Here is a 20254-nt window from a genome sequence, read left to right on the forward strand (position 1 = left end):
GCACGCGCCCCGTCCGCCGCCCGTCACCCGCACACGGCGACCGTCCGCGGCGCCCGTCCCCCGTAGCGCGCCCCGTCACCGGAGGGCGATCAGCCCCGCCGCCGTCACCCGGAAGCCGCAGGCGTCGACGTAGAACGGCCGCAGGCGCTCCTCGAAGTCGACGTGCAGCCAGGCGCACCGCGCGGTACGGGCCTCGCCGGCCGCGGCCGCGACCAGGGCCGCACCGACCCCGCGCGAACGGTGGTCCCGGGAGACCACCGTGTCCAGGAGGAAGGCGTGGAGCCCGCCGTCCCAGGCCACGTTGACGAAGCCGACCAGCGCGTCGCCCTCTCGGGCGCAGACCCAGCCCAGGCTGTGTCGCTCCAGGCGCTCCCGCCAGTCGGTCCCGGTGGCCGGACCGCCGAACCCCTCGCGGTGCAGAGCGTCGAGGGCCGCGTCGTCGAAGTCGCCCCGCCACACGTAAGTGATCGTCACAGGCGGGATCATAGGAACACCGGGCACGGCCCGGGAGAGCAGCCTTCCGGCGGGCGGGACCGAGCGACCCGCGCACCGGGCCGACCTCCGCCACGGGCGGCAGCCCACCACGAGCAGCAGATTCCGCGTCCCGGGGCACCCAAGGGCTACGCAGTGCAGGGGCTTCGCCGGAGGCGGGTGGCGCGCGGCCGGAGATTCCGACCCGGCGAGCGGGCGAGACCGGCGCGTCACCGGGGGCGCCCTCGAACGCCGCGGCTCCGGCAGCAGGGGAATCCGGTCCGCGATCCCCCGCGGAACTCCCGGTGGTGGACCCGGAGGCGGTGGCCACGGCAGCCGTAATCCCGTGGACCGGGGAACCGTGGGCCACGGGCTGGGATGCGGCGCCCGGCAACAGCGGCGCGGGCACCGGGCGCGGCGCGGGCACGTCCCTGGAGGAAGCAGCGCTCGAACGGCTCCGGGAGCACGGCACGAGTCCGGCCGCTCCGGTGGCCGGCACCACGGCGGACCCCGCGAAGGCCGGCTCGCGGAGGGCCGCCACGCGGGCGGCCGGCGCCGGAAAGCCGGACGCGAAGGAGGCCGGCACCAGCCCGGTCTCCCTGCTGATCCGGGCCGGGCGTCCACCGAAGCGGTGGATCCCCGTCACCGGGTCCGCATTCGGTACCTACGTCACCGCCTGGAACACCGGTGAGGTGGGCCTCGGCACCGCGTCCGCCTCCTCCGACGCCCCGGCGAAGCGCTCCTGGACGATCTCGCCCTCCCTGGCGGGAGGCTGCTGACGGCGACAGCCCGTATCCGGTTCGCCCCGCGCGGGACCGCGCGGGACCGTAGAGGACCACGCGAGACCGCGCGGGACAGCACAGGACCGCGCGGGACCGCGCGATCCTCCGCGGGGCGATCCCCCCGGCCGTCCCACGGCCGGACCATGACGATCCATCACCCGCCCAGACCCTCCCTGGTCGCGAGCTGCCGGCCGGGGATCTCCTTCCGGCGGACGGGGAGAGCTCATGGCGAACCCTGGTACGAACGGGGTGGCCTCCCGGCCGTGGGCGGGGTCCGGGGGCGTGTCTTCACACTGCCGTCCGCCGGGCGACGCCTGGCCCGGCCTCCGGCCGAACGACGGCACTTCGAAGACGCGCCCCAGCGCTGCTGAGGGCGGCCGGGCGCGGAAACGGGGAGTGACCGGCGGCGGGAAACCGCTCGCCGGACCGTCTCAGGCCCTGACCAGCGGGGTGTCGACCAGGTGCTCGGCCAGGAACCACGCCTGCAGCTCGCCGGTCCGGACGACCTGGGAGACCAGCAGGTCGTTGGTGCCGTCGTCGCCGAGTTCGATGGTCCGGGCGGCGGCGTCGTGAGCGTCCACGAGGATCGCCTCGTGCGCCTCCAGAAGGCGGGAGAGCATCGCCGGTACCTCTTCGACCCCGTCCGGGGGCCGCGGTATCGAGGTGATCTCGGCGACGTGCCGGGGGTCGCCCACGGCGACCCCGCCCAGGGACTGGACGCGTTCGGCGATGGTGTCGACGAGTTCGAGCTGCTCACCCGCGTGCTTGTCCAGCACCAGGTGCAGTTGGTAGAAGGTGGCGCCGCGCATCAGCCAGTGGTGCTTCTTGTAGAGGCCGTAGAGGATCTGGGTGTCGGCCAGCACCTTGTTGAGCCGCTGGCAGGAGTACATCCGCGCGTCGTGGGTGAGGCCGATCGGGAACTGCTTGACCGTGCCGAACTCCTGGATCACTTCGCCCTTCTGGTGCAGCCACGGCTGGCTGCCGCTCACGGACGGCGTGGGGGTGGTCATGGGTTTCCTCCTGCGGTGCGGTGCTGTTGGTACTCCAGCGACGCTAGGCGCCGGGGCCGGAGCCACGTGTCTCCCCGTGCATGCGGTGATGCCCGCCGGCGCACAACGCGTGGGGCCGCCGGTGTCCGACGCCGTCGGCTCCGGGCGGCACCGGCGACACGGGGCGGAATGTGCACTCTCGGTACGCCTCGGGTGCACTGCCGGGACATCAGGGTTCCCGCACTTCTCCTAGCCTTCAGGAAGACCGGCCGGAACCATTCTTCTCTCGACTCGCGCCGCGTCTCGTCCCATCTCGTCCCGTGGAATCCCGCACGCACTGGGGATCAACCGGAAACGGGTGCCTTCCCTTGCTGTCTCCCGGTCATCGCGGCTCTCGCCCCCATTCGGCGCGGGAGCCGGACCGCTCCGAATGCGGCACCGCTACCGGGCCGTTGCCGGGGTCATGATCGGCATCGGCATCGAAATCGGTGTCGATACCGATGCCCGTCCCGGAATTCACGGAAAACAACTTTGTTCCCACTGCAGGAGGTTGTCGAAAGGTGTCCACGATGCCGGTCGGAGGGCTGGTTCCCAGCGCCACCGACAACGCTGCGGACCTCATCGTCCGCAACGCGAAGATCCACACCGGTGACCCGGGCCGCCCGCAGGCGGGAGCTCTCGCCATCCGCGACGGTGTCATCACCGTCGTGGGCGACGACAACGACGTGGCCCCTTTCGTCGGCCCGGCCACGCGGGTGGTCGACGCGCTCGGCCGCCGGATGGTTCCCGGGCTCAACGACTCCCACCTGCACGTCATCCGGGGCGGGCTCAACTATGTGCTGGAGCTGCGCTGGGACGGTGTCCGCACCCTGCGCGAGGGCTTGGCGATGCTCCGCGAGCAGGCGGCCAGGACCCCGAAGGGCCAGTGGGTGCGGGTGGTGGGCGGCTGGTCGGCCGAGCAGTTCGCCGAACGGCGGCTGCCGACCGTCGCGGAGCTGAACGCGGCCGCACCGGACACCCCGGTGTTCGTCCTGCACCTGTACCAGTCGGCGGTGCTCAACCGGGCGGCGCTCAAGGCCGCCGGGCACACCCGGGACACCCCCGACCCGAAGGGCGGTCAGATCGTCCGCGGCCGGGACGGCGAGCCCACCGGCATGCTGCTGGCCGCGCCGAGCGCGCTGATCCTCTACTCGACACTGGCCAAGGCGCCGGTGCTGGAGGACGCTGACCAGAAGATATCCACTCTTCATTTCCTGCGGGAGCTGAACAGGTTCGGCCTGACGTCCGCGATCGACGCCGCCGGCGGATTCCAGAATTTCCCCGAGAATTACAGCACCGTCGCCGAACTGGCCGAGGAAGGCCGGTTGTCGCTGCGGATCGCCTATCATCTGTTCCCGCAGACCGCGGGCCAGGAAGTCGACGACCTCAAGCGCTGGATCGAGATGACGCGCACGGAGGACGGCGATGAATGGCTGCGCCTCAACGGTGCGGGTGAGAATCTCACCTGGGCCGCTGCGGATTTCGAGAATTTCGCACAGCCGCGGCCGGAGCATTCCCCGGACTACGAGGTCGAGTTCGAGAAGGCCGTGCGTCTCCTCATGGAGAACGGCTGGGGCTTCCGGCTGCACGCCACCTACGACGAGACGATCCGCCGGGACCTCGCGGTGTTCGAGAAGCTCGCCGCGGAGGGCCTCTTCCCGGCCGGGAACCGGTGGCTCTTCGACCACGCGGAGACGGTGTCGACGGACAGTCTCGACCGGGTCGCCGCGCTCGGCGGCGCCATGTCCGTACAGAACCGTCTGTCCTTCCAGGGCGAGGCGTTCCTGCGCCGCTACGGCCCCGGAGTCGCCGCGGACGCGCCCCCGGTACGGGCCATGCTGGAGCGCGGGCTGACCGTCGGCGGCGGTACGGACGCCACCCGGGTCTCCACGTACAACCCGTGGATCGCCCTGCACTGGCTGGTCACCGGGCGCACCGTCGGCGACCTGGTGCTGCGTCCGCCGCTGAACCGGGTCGACCGGGCGACGGCGCTGGCCATGTTCACCCGGGCCGGCGCGGAGCTGACCGGCGAGCAGGACGTCAAGGGCGTCCTGCGCCCGGGCTGCTTCGGGGACCTCGCGGTCCTGTCCGAGGACTACTTCGAGGTGCCCGACCAGGACATCGCGCACATCGAGTCGCTGCTGACCGTCGTCGGCGGCCGGATCGTCTACGCCACCGCCGAGTACGAGGGCCTGGACGAGGAGTTGCCGCCGGTCAGCCCCGAGTGGAGCCCGGTCACCCGCTTCGGCGGCTACCGGGCCACCCCGCGCACGGGTCCGTCCGGCGCCCGTCAGGCCGAACTGCTCGGCCAGGCCGTCGCCGAGTCCGAGCAGCACCGCCAGTGGCGCGCGCGGCGCGGTCTGGCGCCCGAGACGGAAAGCCCGGTCTTCGACCCCTGCTTCTCCCTCTGATCCCCCGATCCCCCGATCCCCCGATCTCCCGATCTCCCGATCCCCCGATCTCCCGATCCCCCGATCTCCCGGGAGGGGCCCGGCCACGAGCCGCCCCTCCCGGGGCACCACCCCCTCTCTGTCGTGCGCCGGACGACCGTCCGCGCGCTCATCACCCGAAAGGTCCTCCCATGGTCGACATCTCCGAAGTCAGCGCCACCCCTTCCGACGCCCTGCTGACCCCCGACAACTGCGCTGTGCTCTTCGTGGACCACCAGCCGCAGATGTTCTTCGGTACGGGCAGCGGCGACCGCACCGCGATCATCAACGCGACGGTGGGCCTGGCGAAGGCCGCCAAGGTCTTCGGCGTTCCCACCGTCCTGAGCACGGTGGCCGCCGAGTCCTTCTCCGGCCCGCTCATGCCGCAGCTCGCCGAGGTCTTCCCCGAGCAGGAGATCGTCGACCGCTCCACGATGAACGCCTGGGAGGATGTCGCGTTCGTCGAGGCCGTCAAGGCCACCGGCCGCAAGAAGCTGGTGATCGCCGGTCTGTGGACCGAGGTCTGCGTCGTGCTGCCCACCCTGTCCGCCCTCGCGCAGGGTTACGAGGTCTACGTCGTCGCCGACGCCTCCGGCGGCGTCACCCCCCAGGCCCACGAGCACGCCGTCCAGCGAATGACGCAGGCCGGCGCGGTCCCGGTCACCTGGGTGCAGGTTCTGCTGGAGCTCCAGCGCGACTGGGCGCGTACGGAGACGTACCTGCCGGTCATGGATGTGGTGAAGGAGCACGGCGGCACCTACGGTCTCGGCGTCGTCTACGCGCAGGCCGTCATCGGTGCCCACGCGGCCGGCTGACCAGCTCCAACCGATGACGACGGAACGTCAGGAACAGGCATGAACGCAATGAACACCGGACTCCTGGTCCTCCGGCTGGTGGTGGGACTCCTCGTCGCCGGGCACGGCGTGCAGAAGGTCAGCTTCCGGCTGGGCGGCAACGGACTCGTGGGCGGGACCGAGGAGTTCCGCCACGACGGCTTCCGCGGGGGCCGGCTCACCGCGCTCGCCGCGGGCGGCAGCCAGATCGGCGCGGGCCTGTTCCTGGCGGCCGGCGCGCTCACTCCCCTGGCGGCGATGGCCGCCATGGGCGTGATGACGGTCGCCGGAACCGTCAAACGGCACCACGGGTTGTGGGTCCAGAACGACGGATACGAGTACCCACTGGTCCTCGTCGCCGCTTCGGGGACACTCGCGCTCACCGGACCGGGCCGCTGGTCGGCCGACCATCTGGCCGGCCTCGCCCCGTGGCCGCTGTGGGTCGTCGTCGCGGCGCTGGTCATCGGCCCGGCGAGCGGCCTGGTCACCCGGGCGGTGCTGCACCGCCCCTCCGCACCGCACCCCGCAGACCCGCGCCCCTCCGCAGCGCGCCCCTCCGCACCGCACCCCGCAGACCCGCACCCCTCCGCTCAGTAAGGAGCGACTCCGCATGCGCACCCTGCTCGCCGACATGGCTCGCACGCTGGTTCCACCGAAGGAGGACCGGCACGGCCCGCTGCCGCCCCTCATGCTGACGCTGACGGTGGTCACCGGCCTGATCGACGCCGTGAGTTACCTGTCACTCGGACATGTGTTCGTCGCCAACATGACCGGCAACGTGGTGTTCCTGGGGTTCGCCCTGGCGGGTGCCGACGGCCTGTCCGTGCTCGCCTCACTCGTGTCGATGGCCGCGTTCCTCACCGGTGCGCTGGCCGGAGGCCGGTTCGGGTCCCGGCTCGCGGCACACCGGGGGCGGCTGCTGGCCTCCACCACGGCGCTCCAGGCGGTACTCGTCCTCGGCGCCCTCGTCGCCGCCGCGGTCTCCCACGGCGAGGTGACCACCTGGGCCCGTTACACCCTGATCGTCCTGCTCGGCCTGGCCATGGGGATGCAGAACGCGGTCGCACGCCGCCTCGGAGTCCCGGACCTGACGACGACGGTGCTGACCCTGACCCTGACGGGACTGGCCGCGGACTCCGTCCCGGCCGGCGGCGCCGCGCCCCGGCCCGGGCGGCGGATCCTGTCCGTCCTGGCCATGTTCCTCGGCGCGCTCGTCGGGGCGGCGCTGCGCACCGAACTGCCGGTCACCCTGGGCCTGGCCCTGGTGTTCCTCGTGGTCACGTCCGTGGTCACGCGTCGCCTCTCGACGCCGGACGCGGCCTGGGCCAAACCGGCCTGACCGCGCGTGGGCCCGGACACCGCGGAGATGTCCGGGCCCACGCGCCGCACGGCGACACACATTCAGACGGAGAGAAGCCGCTGCCTTCCCGCACGACTGCTCCCGTTCCCGGCCGGAGTCAGGGAACGGCCGGGCTGCGTCCGCTCCGAGGAGGTGCCCGAGGCCTGCCACTCGCTGGGAGACACTCCGTAGGCATCCCGGAAGGCCCGGCTGAAATGCGACGGACTGACGAAACCCCAGCGGTGCGCCACCGCCGCCACGGTGAGCCCGCGGCGCGGCGACCCCACGAGTTCGCGCCGGCACGCCTCCAGTCTGCGGCGGAGGACCAGCCGGCTCACCGTGGTGCCCTCGCCCTGGAAGAGCTTGTGCAGATAGCGGACGGAGATGTGGTGGGCGCGGGCGATCGAACGCGGCGAGAGGTCGGGGTCCGCCAGATGCAGTTCGATGTGGTTCGTGATGCGGGCCACCATCCGTGTGCCACTGTCCGCGGAGTCGGTGGAGTCCGTGCCCTGCGCTCCGACGAAGCCCGTGACGAGCACGGCAAGGATCTCCACGGCGTTGGCGACGAGCCGGTCTCCGGTCCGCGGCCGGTCGAGTTCTCTCCCCGCGGCGAGCACCGACAGGAAGTGCGACACCAGACCCCCTACGCCCTCCGCGCAGCTCAGCGGCACCCCCATGACCCGGCGCAGCTCGGCGTCGGTGATCGGCATCAGGCGCCGCGGCACGTGGAAGACCGTCATCCGGTACGGGTCGCCGGGGCGCGGGAGGACGAGCGTGCCGGGCCCGCAGAACACGATGCCGCCCGGTTCCAGGAGGACCTCGGTCCCGCCCCGGACGACCGCCGCCGTACCGCTCACGTGCAGGGCGACGTGGAGCGTCTCCCCGTCGCCGGAACCCTTCAGCCACGGTGGGACGGAGACCCGTTCGTGGCTCGGATGGACGGGGCCTCCCGGGAGGCCGGAGCCGTGGGACTCGCTGGACCCGCCGGACTCCAGGACGGAGATCCGCAGCTGCCCGGTCGCGGCGCCGGGGAGGTGAGGTCCCGGCGGTGCCGGATACCGGCGGCTCGGGGACGGGACCGGGGGGACCGGAGGCCGGGAAAGGACCGGGCGGGCCGACGGGGGCACGGGGCGGGCCTGCTCTCCCGCCTGCCCGTCTCCGGCCGAGGAACGGCGGCACCGCTCGGCCGGCCGGTCCACGCCCGCTCTCCCTCTCCCGGAGCCGCGGCCTCCCTCGGCTTCGGCGTTCCCCTGGGTGCGTACTGCGTTCCTCACGCTTGATCTCTCCGTCTTCACTGTGATCGTCGACACCTCGGCAGGGCGACCCGGTCGCACGGCCCGCCACGGGATGCGGCGCGATCCGCGTCCGGGCGGCCGTCTCCCGGGTGCCTCCGGGGCACGCTCGAGGCGTCCTGTCCGGATACTCAGGAGGCTGTCAGGGGGACGGGGCGGCGCGCTTCTGTCATGTGACCAGTCATGCGCCGGCGAAGCACCGCAACGGGACTCCTCCCGCCGACACGACATCGCTGACCTGGCAGGATGCCTCGGAGCGACTGATGAGAGCGTCGCTCGGCGCCCTTCGGGGCGGGTGGTCGGCGGGTAAGGGAAGAAGCAGCATGGACCTCGGCATCAAGACGGCCGACGAGCCGGAGATCATGGGCAGGGAGAGTGAGCTGTCACGGCTCTCCGAACTGGTCGACGCCGTGGACGGAACCGGCCCCAAAGTGCTGGTACTGACCGGCGAGCCCGGGGCCGGCAAGAGCACCCTGGTGGACCGGGCGGCTTCGTACGCCGCCTCCCGCGGCAGGCTCGTGCTCCGGGTACGCGGCGCCGAGGGTGAGCGGGAGCTCGGCTTCGCCGGGATCCACCAGCTGCTCCACCCTCTCTTCGGCGGCATCGAACGGCTGCCCGCCCATCAGGCCAAGGCGCTGCGCGTCGCGTTCGGGACGGCGGAGGCGGAACCCTCGCAGCGGCTCGACCCGATGCTGACCCGGCTCGGCGTACTGACCCTCCTCTCGGACGCCGCCGCGGAGCGGCCGCTGCTCCTCCTCGTCGACGACGCCCAGTGGCTGGATCTAGGCTCCCTGGAGGTACTCGCCTTCGTCGCCCGGCGGCTGGAGGGCGAACCCGCCGCCCTGCTGCTCGCCGCGCGGGAGGAGGAGGTTCCGGAGCGGTTCGACCGCGTCTTCCCCCATCTGACGGCCGGTCCACTGGACCGGGCCGCGTCCGTGCTCCTGCTCAACGCTCAGCCGCATCCGCCCCGGGGCCGGGCCAGGTCCCAGATCCTCCAGCAGGCGGCCGGGAACCCGCTGGCCCTCATCGAGCTCGCACGTGCCTTCGCGAAGGACCCGAGCCGCCGTGACCGGGGGGCGATCGACTCGCTCCCCCTCACCGCCCGGCTGGAGCAGATATTCGCCGCCGAGCTCCCCACCCTCCCCGAGGCGACACGGCGGGCCCTGCTCCTCGCGGCGGCGGCCGGCACCGCCCAGCTCTCCGACGTACTCCACACGGTCCCCGGCATGGACGGCCCCGAGGTGTGGCTGCCCGCCGAGCGGACGGGGCTGATACGTGTCGAGAGCGGCGAGGTGCGGCTGCGCCATCCGCTCGTCCGTTCCGCGATCTACCAGGCCGCCACCTTCACCGAGCGCCGTGAGGCTCATCTGGTGCTCGCCACCGCCTTCACCGACGAGCCCGACCGCCGCGCCTGGCACCTCGCGGCGGCGGCGCTCGGCCCGGACGCGGAGGTCGCCGACGCCCTGGCCGAGAGCGCGGAGCGCTCACGCCACCGGGGCGGCTACGCCGCCGCCGCGGCGGCGCTGGAGCGCGCCGCGGAACTCACCCCGGACCGGGAGCAGCGCGCACGCCGCCTGCTCGCCGCGGCGTGGTCGGCCACGCACGGAGGACATCCGCAGTGGGTGAACGAGATCACCTCCCGGGTGGCCGCTCTGACGGAGGAGGCGCAGGTCCTCGCCCAGGCGTCCACACTCGCGGGCTGGTCCCTGGCCGTGACGCTCCGGTACGAGGACTCCATCGGCTACCTGTTGCCGGTGGCCGAATCCATGGCCGCCGAGTACCCCGCCCTCGCCCTGGACGCCGCGGGAACGGCCGCGACCCCCGCGTACCGGTCCGGGAACCCCTTCCACCGGACCGAACTCCTGCGGATCACCGACCTCATCACGGGGGAACCGCGCAAGGTCGACCGCATCTGGGTGCTCGCCTCGTGCGCCCCCTTCACCGCCCGGGACCGGGCCATGGAGCTCTTCGGCCGTGCGCTGGAAACCGTGTCGGAGGGCGGGCTGTCCGACACCATCGTGCTCGGCGGCGCGGCCTGGGCGCTGGACGAGACGGATCACGCCGTCCGCCTCCTCGGGCGGGCCATGGACCATCTGCGCCGGGCCGCGACGGCGGGTGCCAACGCGACCGCCGCGTTCTCGCTCGCCAACTCCCTGTTCGAGAGCGGCGCCTGGACCCACGCCCAGTCCACCGCCGAGGAGGCGTTCTGGATGGCGACGGAGGCGGGCGCGGATTACATGGCGGTGGGTTCGCCGCTCCTCCAGGCCACGCTGCGCGCCGCGCGCGGGGACCACGCCGGTGCCCGCGCCCGGGCCCAACAGGCCGTACGCACCGTCGGCCTGCGCAAGTTGCCGGGCCTGTACGTGAGCCACCGGCGGGCACTCGCCATGGCGGCCCTCGCGGAGGGCGACCACCAGACGGCCTACGAGCAGTTCCGGCGTACTTTCACCCGGGACTTCCATCCGCGGCCCGTGCATTACCACGCGTCCCTGTACTGCGTCGCCGATCTCGCCGCCGCGGCCGTCCGGGCCGGGCAGTCGGACGACGCCCGCACCGTGCTCGGGGCCGCCGAGGGGACGCTGATCGGGTCACGCTCCGTCCGGCTGGACGCGATTCTGCACCGTGCCCGGGCGTTGCTCAGCGAATCCGGCGAGGCCGAGACGCACTTCCGTGCAGCGCTCGACCCGGCCGGCGCCCGATGGCCCTTCGAACACGCGCTGGTCCACCTGGACTTCGGCGAGTGGCTGCGGCGCCACCGGCGGAGCGCCGAGGCTCGTCCGCTGCTCGGCACCGCCCTGGAGTTCTTCGAACGGCTCGACGCCCGGCCGTGGATCGAGCGTGCCTCCTCCGAGCTCCGGGCGGCGGGCGTGGCCGTGACGGCCGTGACCGGTCCCGACGCCGCGGCAGAGCTGACGCCGCAGGAACTCCGGATCGCCCAACTGGCGGCGGAGGGCCTCACCAACCGGGACATCGGCGCCCGGCTCTATCTGTCGCCGCGGACCATCGGCTTCCACCTGCACAAGATCTTCCCCAAGCTCGGGGTCACCGCGCGCGGCCAGCTCCGCGACGTGCTGGGGACCGGTCCGGGACCGGACTGAGCGGTCAGTCCCGGTGGGCCACCAGGGCCAGCGCGCACGCGCCGGCCTGCAAGGCGCCCAGGAGCCGAGCCGGCCCGCGCCGCAGGCGGGCAGGACCGTGGAGGCGGTACCAGCCCTCCAGGGGCCAGGCCGGGGCGACACCGCGCAGGACGAGTGCCGCCGTGTCGAACCAGCCCGGCGGATCCGCACGCAGCAGGAGGCCGGCCAGTGCGCCCGCGAGGGCCGCAGGGAGCAGAAGGGGCGAGGCACGCCACGCGAGATCCGCCTTGCTGAACCGGCTCTTGCGCGGGTCCCAGAAGGCCCGCCGGACGAGGACGTACGCACACATGACCACGGTGACGGCCACGACGAGGACGGCTGACGCGTCGAGCAGGGGCACGGTTGTTCCCAGGAGGCGTGGCGGACGTGTGACGGCGGCCCCCGGCCGTCTCCGGCCGCACACGTCACGTCCGCCTCGGCCGGGGTGGCCCGGTCTCCACGGCCGCCGCTGTTCAGGACCGGACGGGCAGGCGCGGCACGCTGTCGATGAGGCGGCGGGTGTAGGGGTGCGCCGGTGCGCCGAGCACCTGGGAGGTGGCGCCCTGTTCGACGATCTCGCCGCGCTCCAGCACCGCGGTGCGCTCGCAGAGGGTGGCCACCACCGAGAGGTCGTGGGAGACCATGACCAGCGTGAGGCCCCGCTCCTCCTTGAGTTCGGCCAGCAGGTCGACGACCTTCACCCGGGTGGTGACGTCCAGGGCGCTGACCGGCTCGTCGGCGAGCAGGACGCGGGGGTCGCAGACCGTGGCGCGGGCGATGGCGATGCGCTGGCGCTGCCCGCCGGAGAACTCGTGCGGGTAGCGGTCGACGGCGTCGGCCTGGAGCCCGACCCGCTCCAGCGCCGCGGCGACCTTGGGCGCGGCGGTCGTACGGCTGTCGACGCCGAGGGAGCGCAGGGGCTCCGCGACGATCGCGCCGACCTTCCGGCTGGGGTCGAGCGAGGAGTAGGGGTCCTGAAAGACGCACTGCACGCTGCGCCGGAAGCGGCGCATCTGCTCGCGGTCCCGGGTGTTCAGGCCGGCCCCGTCGAATCGGACGGCGCCGGCCGTGGGACGGGCGAGACCGAGCAGCAGGCGCAGGAGCGTCGTCTTGCCGGCGCCCGACTCGCCGACCAGGGCGAGGCTCTCACCGGCCTCGACGGCGAGGGAGACGTCCCGTACCACGTCGGCGGCGGACCCCCGGTAGCGTACGGCGGCGTCCTTCAGCTCCAGTACGGGCGTCATCGCGCGCTCCTCAGGTCCAGGGCGGATTCCAGCTTGCGGGCGCTGGCGACCAGGGTGCGGGTGTACTCCTCGCGGGGTGCGTGCACCACGTCGTGGACGGCGCCCTGCTCGACGGCCCGGCCGTCCTTCATGACGAGTACCCGGTCGGTGACCTTGGCGACGACGGCGAGGTCGTGGCTGACGAACAGCACGGCCATCTCCCGTTCCCGCACCAGGCCGTCGATCAGTTCCAGCATCTCCGCCTGGACGGAGACGTCCAGGGCGGTGGTGGGTTCGTCGGCGATGAGCAGCTTGGGTTCGCAGGCGAGTGCCATGGCGAGGGCGACGCGCTGACGCTGTCCGCCGGAGATCTCGTGGGCGAAGGCGCGGGAGATCCGCTCGGGTTCGGGCAGCCGGACCTGTTCCAGGGCCTCGACCACGGCGGCGCGCAGGGGCTTGCCCTTGAGGCCGGTGCGCCGGGCGAGCGGTTCGGCGATCTGGCGGCCGAGCCGCATCAGCGGGTCGAGCGCTGTCAGCGGTTCCTGGAAGACGATGGCCGCGTCGCGTCCGCGGACGGAGGTGAGGCGCTTCTCGGGGGCGCCCACCGTCTGGGTACCGGCGAGCTCGACGCTGCCGGACGAGGTCATGCCCTCGGGGAGCAGTCCGAGCACCGCGAGGGTGGTCAGGGACTTGCCGGAGCCGGACTCGCCGATGAGGCCGAGTCGCTCGCCGCCGTCGAGGGAGAAGGACAGGTCGTCGACGAGGGTCCGGCCGTCGTCGGTCCGGACGGTCAGTCCCGTCACGTCGAGGAGAGTCACGCGCGCCTCCGCCGGGTGGCCGGGTCGAGGGTGTCCCGCAGGCCGTCGGCGATGAGGTTCACGCCGATGACGAGGAGGACGAGCAGGATGCCGGGCGCGAGGGCGCCGACGGGTGCCGTGGTGAAGGTGGCCTGGGCCTCCTGGAGCATGCGGCCCCACGAGGCGTTGGGCGGCGGTGCGCCGAGGCCGAGGTAGGACAGTCCGGCTTCGGCGAGCACCGCGAGCCCGAACTGCAGGGCGAGGTTGACCACCAGCGTCGGCCAGATGTTGGGCAGCACGTGGGAGAGGACGGTACGCGGCCAGGTGGTGCCGGAGGTGCGTGCGGCGGTGATGTAGTCCCGTGCCAGGACCCGCTTGACGAGGATGCGTACCAGTCGCGCCACGACGGCGCTCTGCGCCAGACCGATCGCGAGGACCGCCGAGCCGAGCGTCGCCGAGCGGGCGGCGACGATGAGCATTGCCAGCAGCAGCGTCGGGAAGGCGATGAGGATGTCCAGCAGCGCCGAGAAGGTGTCGTCGAGCCAGCCCTGCGCGAACGCGGCGAGTACGCCCAGGGTGATCCCGATGAGCGCGGCCACGGCCACCGAGCCGAGGCCCGCCTCGACGGCGATGCGGGAGCCGGTCATCACCTGGGTGAACAGGTCGCGGCCGAGCTTGTCGGTGCCGAGCAGGTGGCCGCCGCCGGGGCCGTCGAGCCGTCCGCCGGAGGTGTCCTCCGCGTCGAAGGGCAGCCAGAAGACCGACACCAGCGCCAGCAGCGCTATCAGTCCGGCGAGTACACAGCCGACGACGAGGTTGGCGGAGCGGCGGGAGCGGCGCTTGGCCGTCGCCGGCGCGGTTGCCGGAGCGTCCGCCGAGGTGATCAGGTCGGTCCGGGTCATCGGGCACCTCCCGAGAGTCGGCCGCGCAGCCGCGGGTCGATGATCCGCTGGACCAGGTCGGCGACGAAGCCGATCAGGAGTACCGCGAGGGTGGAGACGAACAGAACGCCCTGGATGACCGGGTAGTCGTGCTGGGAGATGCCGTTCGCGAGCATCGAGCCGAGGCCCGGGAGCGCGTACACCGACTCCACGACGACGGCTCCGAGCAGGGTGGAGGCGAGCTCGATGCCGAGGATGGAGATCACCGGGACGGCGGCGTTGCGCAGGCCGTGCCGCCACATGGCGCGCCCGAAGGACGAGCCGAGGGCGCGTGCCGTACGCAGGTGGTCGCTGCCGAGGACGTCCAGGGTGGCGGAGCGTACGTAGCGGATCAGGGAGGCGCTCATCACCAGGGCGATGGTCACCACCGGCAGCACCAGGGCGCGGACGGCCTCGGCGGGGTCGGCCCAGCCGTCCGGCGGGAAGCCGCCGGACGGGAGCCAGCGCGCGTTCAGCGCGAAGATCCAGATGAGGATCATGCCGAGCCAGAACACGGGGACCGCGATGCCCAGCTGGGACACGCCGCTGAGCAGCGCGCCGTACCAGGTGCGGCGCTTGTACGCGGCCACGAACCCGGCCGGTACGGCCACCAGGACGGCGAGGACGAACGCGGCCAGGGTGAGCGGGACGGTGACGTTGAGCCGGGCGCTGACCTCGGGGCCCACCGGGAGCGAGCTGACGAACGAGGTACCGAGGTCCCCGCTCGCCAGCTGCCCGATCCAGTGGGTGAACTGCTCGGGCAGCGGCCGGTCGGAGCCGATGGAGTGGCGGGCCGCGGCGATCTGCTCGGGGCTGGCGCCGACCGAGGTGAGTGCGTTGGCCGGGTCGCCGGGGAGCAGGCGCAGCAGTGCGAAGAGCACCACGCTCGCCAGGGCCAGCGACACCAGGAGGAAGGCGAACCGGCGCAGGAGGTAGCGCGCCATCAGCCCGTCTTCTTGATGTCGTAGGCGAAGAACTGGGAGTTCAGACCGTTGACCGGGTAGCCGGAGAGCTTGGTGCTCGCGACGACGATCTGCGGGTAGAGGTAGAGCCAGTCGCTGGCGGCGTCCTTCGCGGTCTGCTCGTTGACCTTCTTGAGCAGTGCGGTCTGCGCGGCCGTGCCGGGCGCCTCCTCGGCCTCCTTGACCCACTGGGTGACCTGCGGGTTGTCGTAGCCCCAGTAGAAGTCGGGGTTTCCGTACCAGACCAGGTCGCGGTCGTTGACGTGCTCCTGGAGCGTGGCCGAGAAGTCGTGGTTCTTGTAGACCTTCGTGTACCACTCGTCGGGGGTGATCGTGTTGATCTTGACGGTGATGCCGACCTTGGCGAGCTGGGATTTGATGAAGGTCGCGGCGGTCGGGTGCGGGTCGTAGTTCGGGGTGTCGAGGGTGAAGCTGAAGCCCTTGGCGTATCCGGCCTCGGCGAGCAGCTTCTTGGCCTTCGTCACGTCGTAGGCGTTGACGGAGGTGAGGTCCTCGTACCAGGGGTCGGTGGGCGGGACCATCGAGCCGATCTGCTTGCCGTAGCCGCCCCAGACGGACTCCAGGAGCTTCTTGTCGTCGATGGCGGCTGAGACGGCCTGGCGGACCTTGACGTCGGTGAAGGGCTTGGCCTTGTCGTTGAAGGCCAGCAGCAGCTTGGTGGTGGAGTCGCCGTCGTTGACCTTGTAGGAGCCGTTGCTCTTGAACTGCTCCAGGGCGTCGGGCGACTGCTCGCTGGTGACCACGTCGACGGCGTTGGTCAGCAGCGCGTTGTTCAGCGCGGTGGCGTCCTTGTAGTAGTGGAAGACGACCTGCTTGTTGGCGGCGGCGTCGCCCCAGTAGCCGGCGAAGCGGTTCAGGCTCAGCGCGGAACCGCGGGTCCACTTGTTCAGGGTGTACGGCCCGGTACCGTCCTCGGACGTCTTCAGGTTCTTCGCCTGGGCGTTGATGATCCAGACGTAGGAGAGGTTGTAGACGAAGGAGACCGACTTCTGGGACAGCGTGACCTTCACGGTCCGCGCGTCCGGGGTGGCGATGTCCTTGACGACCTCGAGGTTGCTCTTGCGGGCGGACTGGGAGTCGTCCGCGAGCACCTTCTCCAGGCTGTACTTGACGTCCTCGCTGGTGAGGGCCTTGCCGCTGTGGAACTTCACGCCGTCGCGCAGGGTGAAGGTGTAGGTGAGGCCGTCGGCGCTGGTCCGGTAGTCGTCGGCGAGGAGCTTGTCGACCTTGCCGTCGTCGGTGAGCCGGAACAGCCCCTCGTAGACGTTGCCGTTGAGCACCTCGGTGACGCCTTGGCCGCCGCCGGCGGTGTTGTCGAGGTTCTGGGGCTCGTAGAGGGAGCCGATGTTGACGATCGCGTCCTTGTTCCAGGTACCGCCGCCGGAGGCGCTGGTGCCGCCGGAGCCGCCGCAGGCGGTCAGGGTCACGGCGAGGGCCGCGACGGTCGTGGCGGCGAAGAGGGCGTTCTTCTTGGTGCTCATGGCGTGAGGGCTCTTTCGGTGCGTGGAGCTGCGGGGCGGTGGGGTACCGGTGATCAGTGCTGCGCGTCGGAGCCGTCGCGGAAGACGGGGAGCTTCTCGCCGGCCTCGATGGGCAGGTGGAAGCGGTTCTGCCGCGGCGGCATCGGACAGTTGTACTGATCGGAGAACCCGCAGGGCGGCACGAAGGCCTGGTTGAAGTCGAGGACGACCCGGCTCTCGTCCTCGGTGCGCCGCACGAAGAGGAAGCGGCCGGCGCCGTAGGTGGAGTCACCGTTGGTCGGGTCGCCGAAGACGAGCAGCAGGGTGCCGTCGTCGTCGAAGGCGCTCAGGGTGTAGTCGCGGCCGTCGAAGGTGAGCGCGATGTCGCCCGGGACGACCAGGTCGCGGCTGCCGCCGTTGTCCCGGATGTGCTCGAAGGCGACGCGCCGGGCGCCGGGGACGGGCGTGTACGTGGCCTCCAGCACCAGGGCGGGGTCGTACGCGAAGGTGTCGACCCGCTCGAAGTCGTGGATGGCGGGTGCGTCGGCGTCCCAGAACCGCAGGCCCCGCTCGGGCTCGCCGCTGACCAGGTCGGTGCGCCGGACCTCGGTGACGGTCACGGTGTCCGGCGCCTGCGCGCGGGCGGCCTCCGCGTCCGGGGTCTCCCCCGTCGGCGCCCAGCGGGTCTCGACCAGGGCGAGGTTGCCCATGGGGGACGTGAGCGCGCGGTGACGCTCGGCACGCCAGGCGTCCCACTCCTCCGCCGGGTCGACGGTGGGGCGGGCGGGGGTGGAGTCGGACACGGCAGTACTCATTCGTCTAGGCGGGGCAGCCCTCATCGCCCTCTACTACCGGACGTGAATTCATGGCCAAAGCATCCCCTTTATTGACCATAAGTCCCTCTAATGTCAAACCTTCGCTCCACATGGCGAGACGGCCGTCCCGGCCACCGGAAGCTCCCACTCCGCTCCTTCGACCACTGGAGGATCTCAAGTCATGGTGTGGCCAGGGGACTTGCGGGAACCCGTGATGTGCAGGCCGGTCCGTCCCGGACCGGCACCCAGGGTGACCGTCCCAAGGAGCGAGAAGATGACCACGGAGTACGACAACCAGCCCGGACAGCAGTACCCCGGCACGCCGCAGCGCAACGGGGCGGGGAACGTACTGAGCATCATCGCGATGGTGCTGGGCGTGATCGCGCTCCTCTTCCTCCCGATCGTCTTCGGTGTGATCGGTGTGGTCCTGGCGATCATCGCCAAGACCGTCCGGCACGAGCGCCTCGCCGGGATCGCCATCGCGGTCAGCGCGGTCGGCCTGGTGGGCGGCATGATCCTGGGCGCCGTCGTGGCGAGTGCGTGACGCCGGCCACACCTGCCGGCCGAGACCTCCGGGCGGCCGGGAAGCCCATCGCCCTGGGGCCCCGGCCGCCCGGAGATCTACGCACATCGGTGAGGGCTCCCTCGCGTCACCGGGGAGCGGGTGAGATCCGTGACCCGGAGTACCTCACAACGCCTGCACTCCACGGAGGACCGCGGGCTCAGCACGCGAGCGGTCGACGTCAAGAACGTCAGTACGGTCCCGAAGTGCGATTTCCAGTCTTGATCCGCCCCGCATCATCCTCACGTCCATACCCGCCCCGGGACCGACAGGCCAGAGGTCGAATGAACCCCGTCGGCAGGACTGCCTGGGAGGCCGCGCTGGAGCGACTCCTCGACGACGTCTGCACCTTCGTTCAGGAAATCGACCGGGACAGCGCCGAGAACCTGCGGTACGGAGACCAGGCCACCTACCACACCAATGTGCACAAACCAGGCCCTCTGCGCGGGACTCTGGATTTCACGACGACGAGCCGTTCGTACAGCCCGCCGAGCGTCTACTCGGAGGACTCCGGGCTCGTTGTCGTCACCGACACCGAGGTAGGCATGTTCTGGAACTTCGCGGACTACTGAGCCACAGACCCACCACCCGGCGGCACTGGGAGTGGCACGCCCGGCGCTTCCCCGAGACCGCGCAACTGCTGGGCGGCTGACTCTCGCAGGACATCGTCGGCGAGTTCCCCGCAAGCTGATCCTCACCGTCCCCGGGATGGTGACGTGGCCCGTTCAGGGGCTGCGCATCAGGTTACGAAGCCCTGCGACGAGGGCCGCGACATCGCGCCCGCCCGGCTCCGGAGAGGTCGGCTCCGGGGCCGCCTGCGCGTCGGCGGGCTCCAACGCCTGATGGGCCGCAGCCCGACAGGGGACGCAGAGGCCGTCCGGGAGAGCTTCGGCCCGGCCGGGTCGGCCGCAGTCGGTGCATTCGACCAGGAGCCCGCGCACCGGGGTGGCGGGGCGGCCTCCCGGAGCCGGGACCGGCGGCGGGGTGGGTGCGGCGGGCAGGCGGGGCGGCATCTTGTCGGTGAGGCGGCGGCGTACGAGCCCCACGGGTGATCCGACCTGCTCGGGCAGCCCGGCGGTGAGCGCCGAGGTGAGGTACTCGGCGCTGACGCCCCGTGCGAACCAGGCGGCGGCGAGCGGCTCCAGAACCGCGCAGTCGGCGGCGGAGAGCGTCAAGCGGCGCTCCCGGCGGCCCAGTTCGGCCAGGGCGAGATAGGCGGGAGACGGACCGGAAGCGCCTTCAGTGGCACCAGGGGGAGGGGGAGGGGCAACAGCAGCCGCTCCCTGGTGTTCCTGCGGCTGAACCTCCGGCGGGTTCGGGCCCGGAGTGGCGGCAACAGCGTCCGCTTCCGGCCGGCCGTCCGACGCCCGCTGCGGGGTGCGCTGCTGAGGCACGACTGGCTGCGAGGTCAGGACAGGATGCGAGGTCAGGGCAGACTGCGAGGTCACGACCGGTTCGGCGGCAGGGACCTGCTCCAGTTCGGCGGCTTCCGCTTCGAGGCGGGCGGTCCACCACTCGTTGTCGCGGGCGGTCCGCGACCAGAAGGTGAGCGTCACCCACCGGCTCGTACCGTCCCCCTCCAACCGGGAGCGCACCCGGCGCAGATGCCCGGCCAGGGCGAGCGCGCGCAGAGCGGTGCCGATGGCCATCTGGCCGTACAGGGGCAGGTCCTTGGCCAGCGACTTGATGTCCATGGCCGCGCCGTCCGGCAGGTGGTCGACATATCCGGCGACATACCGCTCCCGTTCCGGCAGGAAGGCGAAGTCGGCGGCGTGGGGCGGCTCCTGGCCGGAGACGGACTGCTTGCCGTAACCAGGGTGCGCCTTGCGGTACGGGCGGGATACTGCGGGGGCGGGCGGGGCAGAGCTAGAGTGCTGGGTAGCCACGGATCGTCCTTTTGGGTAGCTCGATCTTTGGTGAGACCCCGGCCTGGTGCTCTAACACCGCGTCGGGGTCGTTTCGTTGGGGGCACCGTAAGCAGGCGCGACTCTCCGTTGCAACTCGTTCACCATTAGTCATACTTGCTGGCCGTGACGGGGTGGGAGGGAGGGGAGGTTTCCCCAAACCCCCTTACCAACCTCCCGGATGTACAACACCGCTCGAATCCCGGACCTCGCATCCCGACCCCCGAATCCCGAAGCTCAAGCGTCGGCCCGAACCTCTCCCCAGGCTCCCCGAACGAGTGACAGGGCGAGTCGGGACAG

At 71.8% G+C, this 20254-nt stretch carries 19 protein-coding genes; 8 read left to right on the top strand and 11 right to left on the bottom strand.

Annotation, left to right across the window (positions count from 1 at the left end; translation table 11 throughout):
• Nucleotides 1-75 precede the first annotated feature (75 nt).
• Nucleotides 76-474 carry a GNAT family N-acetyltransferase gene (locus tag OHA55_RS32535; RefSeq protein ID WP_266713313.1) on the bottom strand — a complete coding sequence of 133 codons (399 nt, stop codon included), beginning with the start codon at nt 472-474 and terminating at the stop codon, nt 76-78.
• A gap of 302 nt (nt 475-776) precedes the next feature.
• Between OHA55_RS32535 and OHA55_RS32540 the strand changes: the two genes are divergently transcribed.
• Nucleotides 777-1250, top strand: coding sequence for a hypothetical protein (locus OHA55_RS32540; protein WP_266713315.1), 474 nt, complete (start codon nt 777-779; stop codon nt 1248-1250).
• Between the two features lie 434 nt (nt 1251-1684).
• Here OHA55_RS32540 and OHA55_RS32545 read toward each other — a convergent pair whose 3' ends face one another.
• Nucleotides 1685-2263: a Dps family protein gene (locus OHA55_RS32545; RefSeq protein ID WP_266713317.1), complete on the bottom strand. Its 579-nt coding sequence runs from the start codon at nt 2261-2263 to the stop codon at nt 1685-1687.
• Nucleotides 2264-2811: 548 nt separating this feature from the next.
• On the opposite strand from OHA55_RS32545, the gene OHA55_RS32550 reads away from it, so the two are divergent.
• From OHA55_RS32550 to OHA55_RS32565, 4 genes are all read left to right on the top strand, one after another.
• Nucleotides 2812-4692: an amidohydrolase gene (locus tag OHA55_RS32550; protein ID WP_266713578.1), complete on the top strand. Its 1881-nt coding sequence runs from the start codon at nt 2812-2814 to the stop codon at nt 4690-4692.
• Nucleotides 4693-4862: 170 nt separating this feature from the next.
• On the top strand, nt 4863-5525 hold the full coding sequence (locus OHA55_RS32555; RefSeq protein ID WP_266713319.1) for a hydrolase: 663 nt from the start codon (nt 4863-4865) through the stop codon (nt 5523-5525).
• 48 nt (nt 5526-5573) lie between these two features.
• Nucleotides 5574-6140 carry a DoxX family protein gene (locus OHA55_RS32560; RefSeq protein ID WP_266713580.1) on the top strand — a complete coding sequence of 189 codons (567 nt, stop codon included), beginning with the start codon at nt 5574-5576 and terminating at the stop codon, nt 6138-6140.
• Between the two features lie 13 nt (nt 6141-6153).
• Nucleotides 6154-6882 (top strand): YoaK family protein, encoded by a 729-nt coding sequence (locus OHA55_RS32565; RefSeq protein ID WP_266713321.1) that lies wholly within the window; start codon nt 6154-6156, stop codon nt 6880-6882.
• A 62-nt stretch (nt 6883-6944) separates the two neighbouring features.
• On the opposite strand, the gene OHA55_RS32570 is transcribed toward OHA55_RS32565, so the two are convergent.
• A complete protein-coding gene (locus OHA55_RS32570; protein WP_266713323.1) occupies nt 6945-8081 on the bottom strand; it encodes an AraC family transcriptional regulator in 1137 nt (378 codons plus the stop codon).
• Nucleotides 8082-8497: 416 nt separating this feature from the next.
• Between OHA55_RS32570 and OHA55_RS32575 the strand changes: the two genes are divergently transcribed.
• Complete coding sequence (locus OHA55_RS32575; RefSeq protein WP_266713325.1) at nt 8498-11272, top strand: LuxR family transcriptional regulator; 2775 nt, start codon at nt 8498-8500, stop codon at nt 11270-11272.
• Between the two features lie 4 nt (nt 11273-11276).
• Here OHA55_RS32575 and OHA55_RS32580 read toward each other — a convergent pair whose 3' ends face one another.
• From OHA55_RS32580 to OHA55_RS32610, 7 genes are all read right to left on the bottom strand, one after another.
• Nucleotides 11277-11651, bottom strand: coding sequence for a hypothetical protein (locus OHA55_RS32580; RefSeq protein ID WP_266713327.1), 375 nt, complete (start codon nt 11649-11651; stop codon nt 11277-11279).
• A gap of 112 nt (nt 11652-11763) precedes the next feature.
• The gene (locus OHA55_RS32585) at nt 11764-12534 is read right to left on the bottom strand and encodes an ABC transporter ATP-binding protein (protein WP_266713329.1); all 771 of its coding nucleotides are present in this window, start codon (nt 12532-12534) and stop codon (nt 11764-11766) included.
• Nucleotides 12531-13331, bottom strand: a complete 801-nt coding sequence (locus OHA55_RS32590; RefSeq protein WP_266713331.1) for an ABC transporter ATP-binding protein — start codon at nt 13329-13331, stop codon at nt 12531-12533. Before OHA55_RS32590 ends, OHA55_RS32585 begins: the two co-directional genes overlap by 4 nt.
• Nucleotides 13328-14212 carry an ABC transporter permease gene (locus OHA55_RS32595; RefSeq protein ID WP_266713333.1) on the bottom strand — a complete coding sequence of 295 codons (885 nt, stop codon included), beginning with the start codon at nt 14210-14212 and terminating at the stop codon, nt 13328-13330. Before OHA55_RS32595 ends, OHA55_RS32590 begins: the two co-directional genes overlap by 4 nt.
• Nucleotides 14209-15174: an ABC transporter permease gene (locus OHA55_RS32600; RefSeq protein ID WP_266713335.1), complete on the bottom strand. Its 966-nt coding sequence runs from the start codon at nt 15172-15174 to the stop codon at nt 14209-14211. Before OHA55_RS32600 ends, OHA55_RS32595 begins: the two co-directional genes overlap by 4 nt.
• Nucleotides 15174-16694, bottom strand: coding sequence for an ABC transporter substrate-binding protein (locus tag OHA55_RS32605; RefSeq protein ID WP_266713337.1), 1521 nt, complete (start codon nt 16692-16694; stop codon nt 15174-15176). Before OHA55_RS32605 ends, OHA55_RS32600 begins: the two co-directional genes overlap by 1 nt.
• A gap of 53 nt (nt 16695-16747) precedes the next feature.
• Entirely contained in the window at nt 16748-17488 is a 741-nt protein-coding gene (locus tag OHA55_RS32610; RefSeq protein ID WP_266713339.1) for a DUF1684 domain-containing protein, read from the bottom strand.
• A gap of 274 nt (nt 17489-17762) precedes the next feature.
• Between OHA55_RS32610 and OHA55_RS32615 the strand changes: the two genes are divergently transcribed.
• The gene (locus tag OHA55_RS32615; protein ID WP_266713341.1) at nt 17763-18032 is read left to right on the top strand and encodes a hypothetical protein; all 270 of its coding nucleotides are present in this window, start codon (nt 17763-17765) and stop codon (nt 18030-18032) included.
• A 302-nt stretch (nt 18033-18334) separates the two neighbouring features.
• Nucleotides 18335-18622, top strand: coding sequence for a hypothetical protein (locus OHA55_RS32620; protein WP_266713343.1), 288 nt, complete (start codon nt 18335-18337; stop codon nt 18620-18622).
• Nucleotides 18623-18775: 153 nt separating this feature from the next.
• Here the strand turns inward: OHA55_RS32620 and OHA55_RS32625 are convergent, their stop codons facing one another.
• Nucleotides 18776-19936, bottom strand: a complete 1161-nt coding sequence (locus tag OHA55_RS32625; protein WP_266713345.1) for a MarR family transcriptional regulator — start codon at nt 19934-19936, stop codon at nt 18776-18778.
• Nucleotides 19937-20254: the final 318 nt, after the last annotated feature.

Origin of the sequence: Streptomyces sp. NBC_00102 (assembly GCF_026343115.1) — a bacterium.
GTDB lineage: Bacteria > Actinomycetota > Actinomycetes > Streptomycetales > Streptomycetaceae > Streptomyces.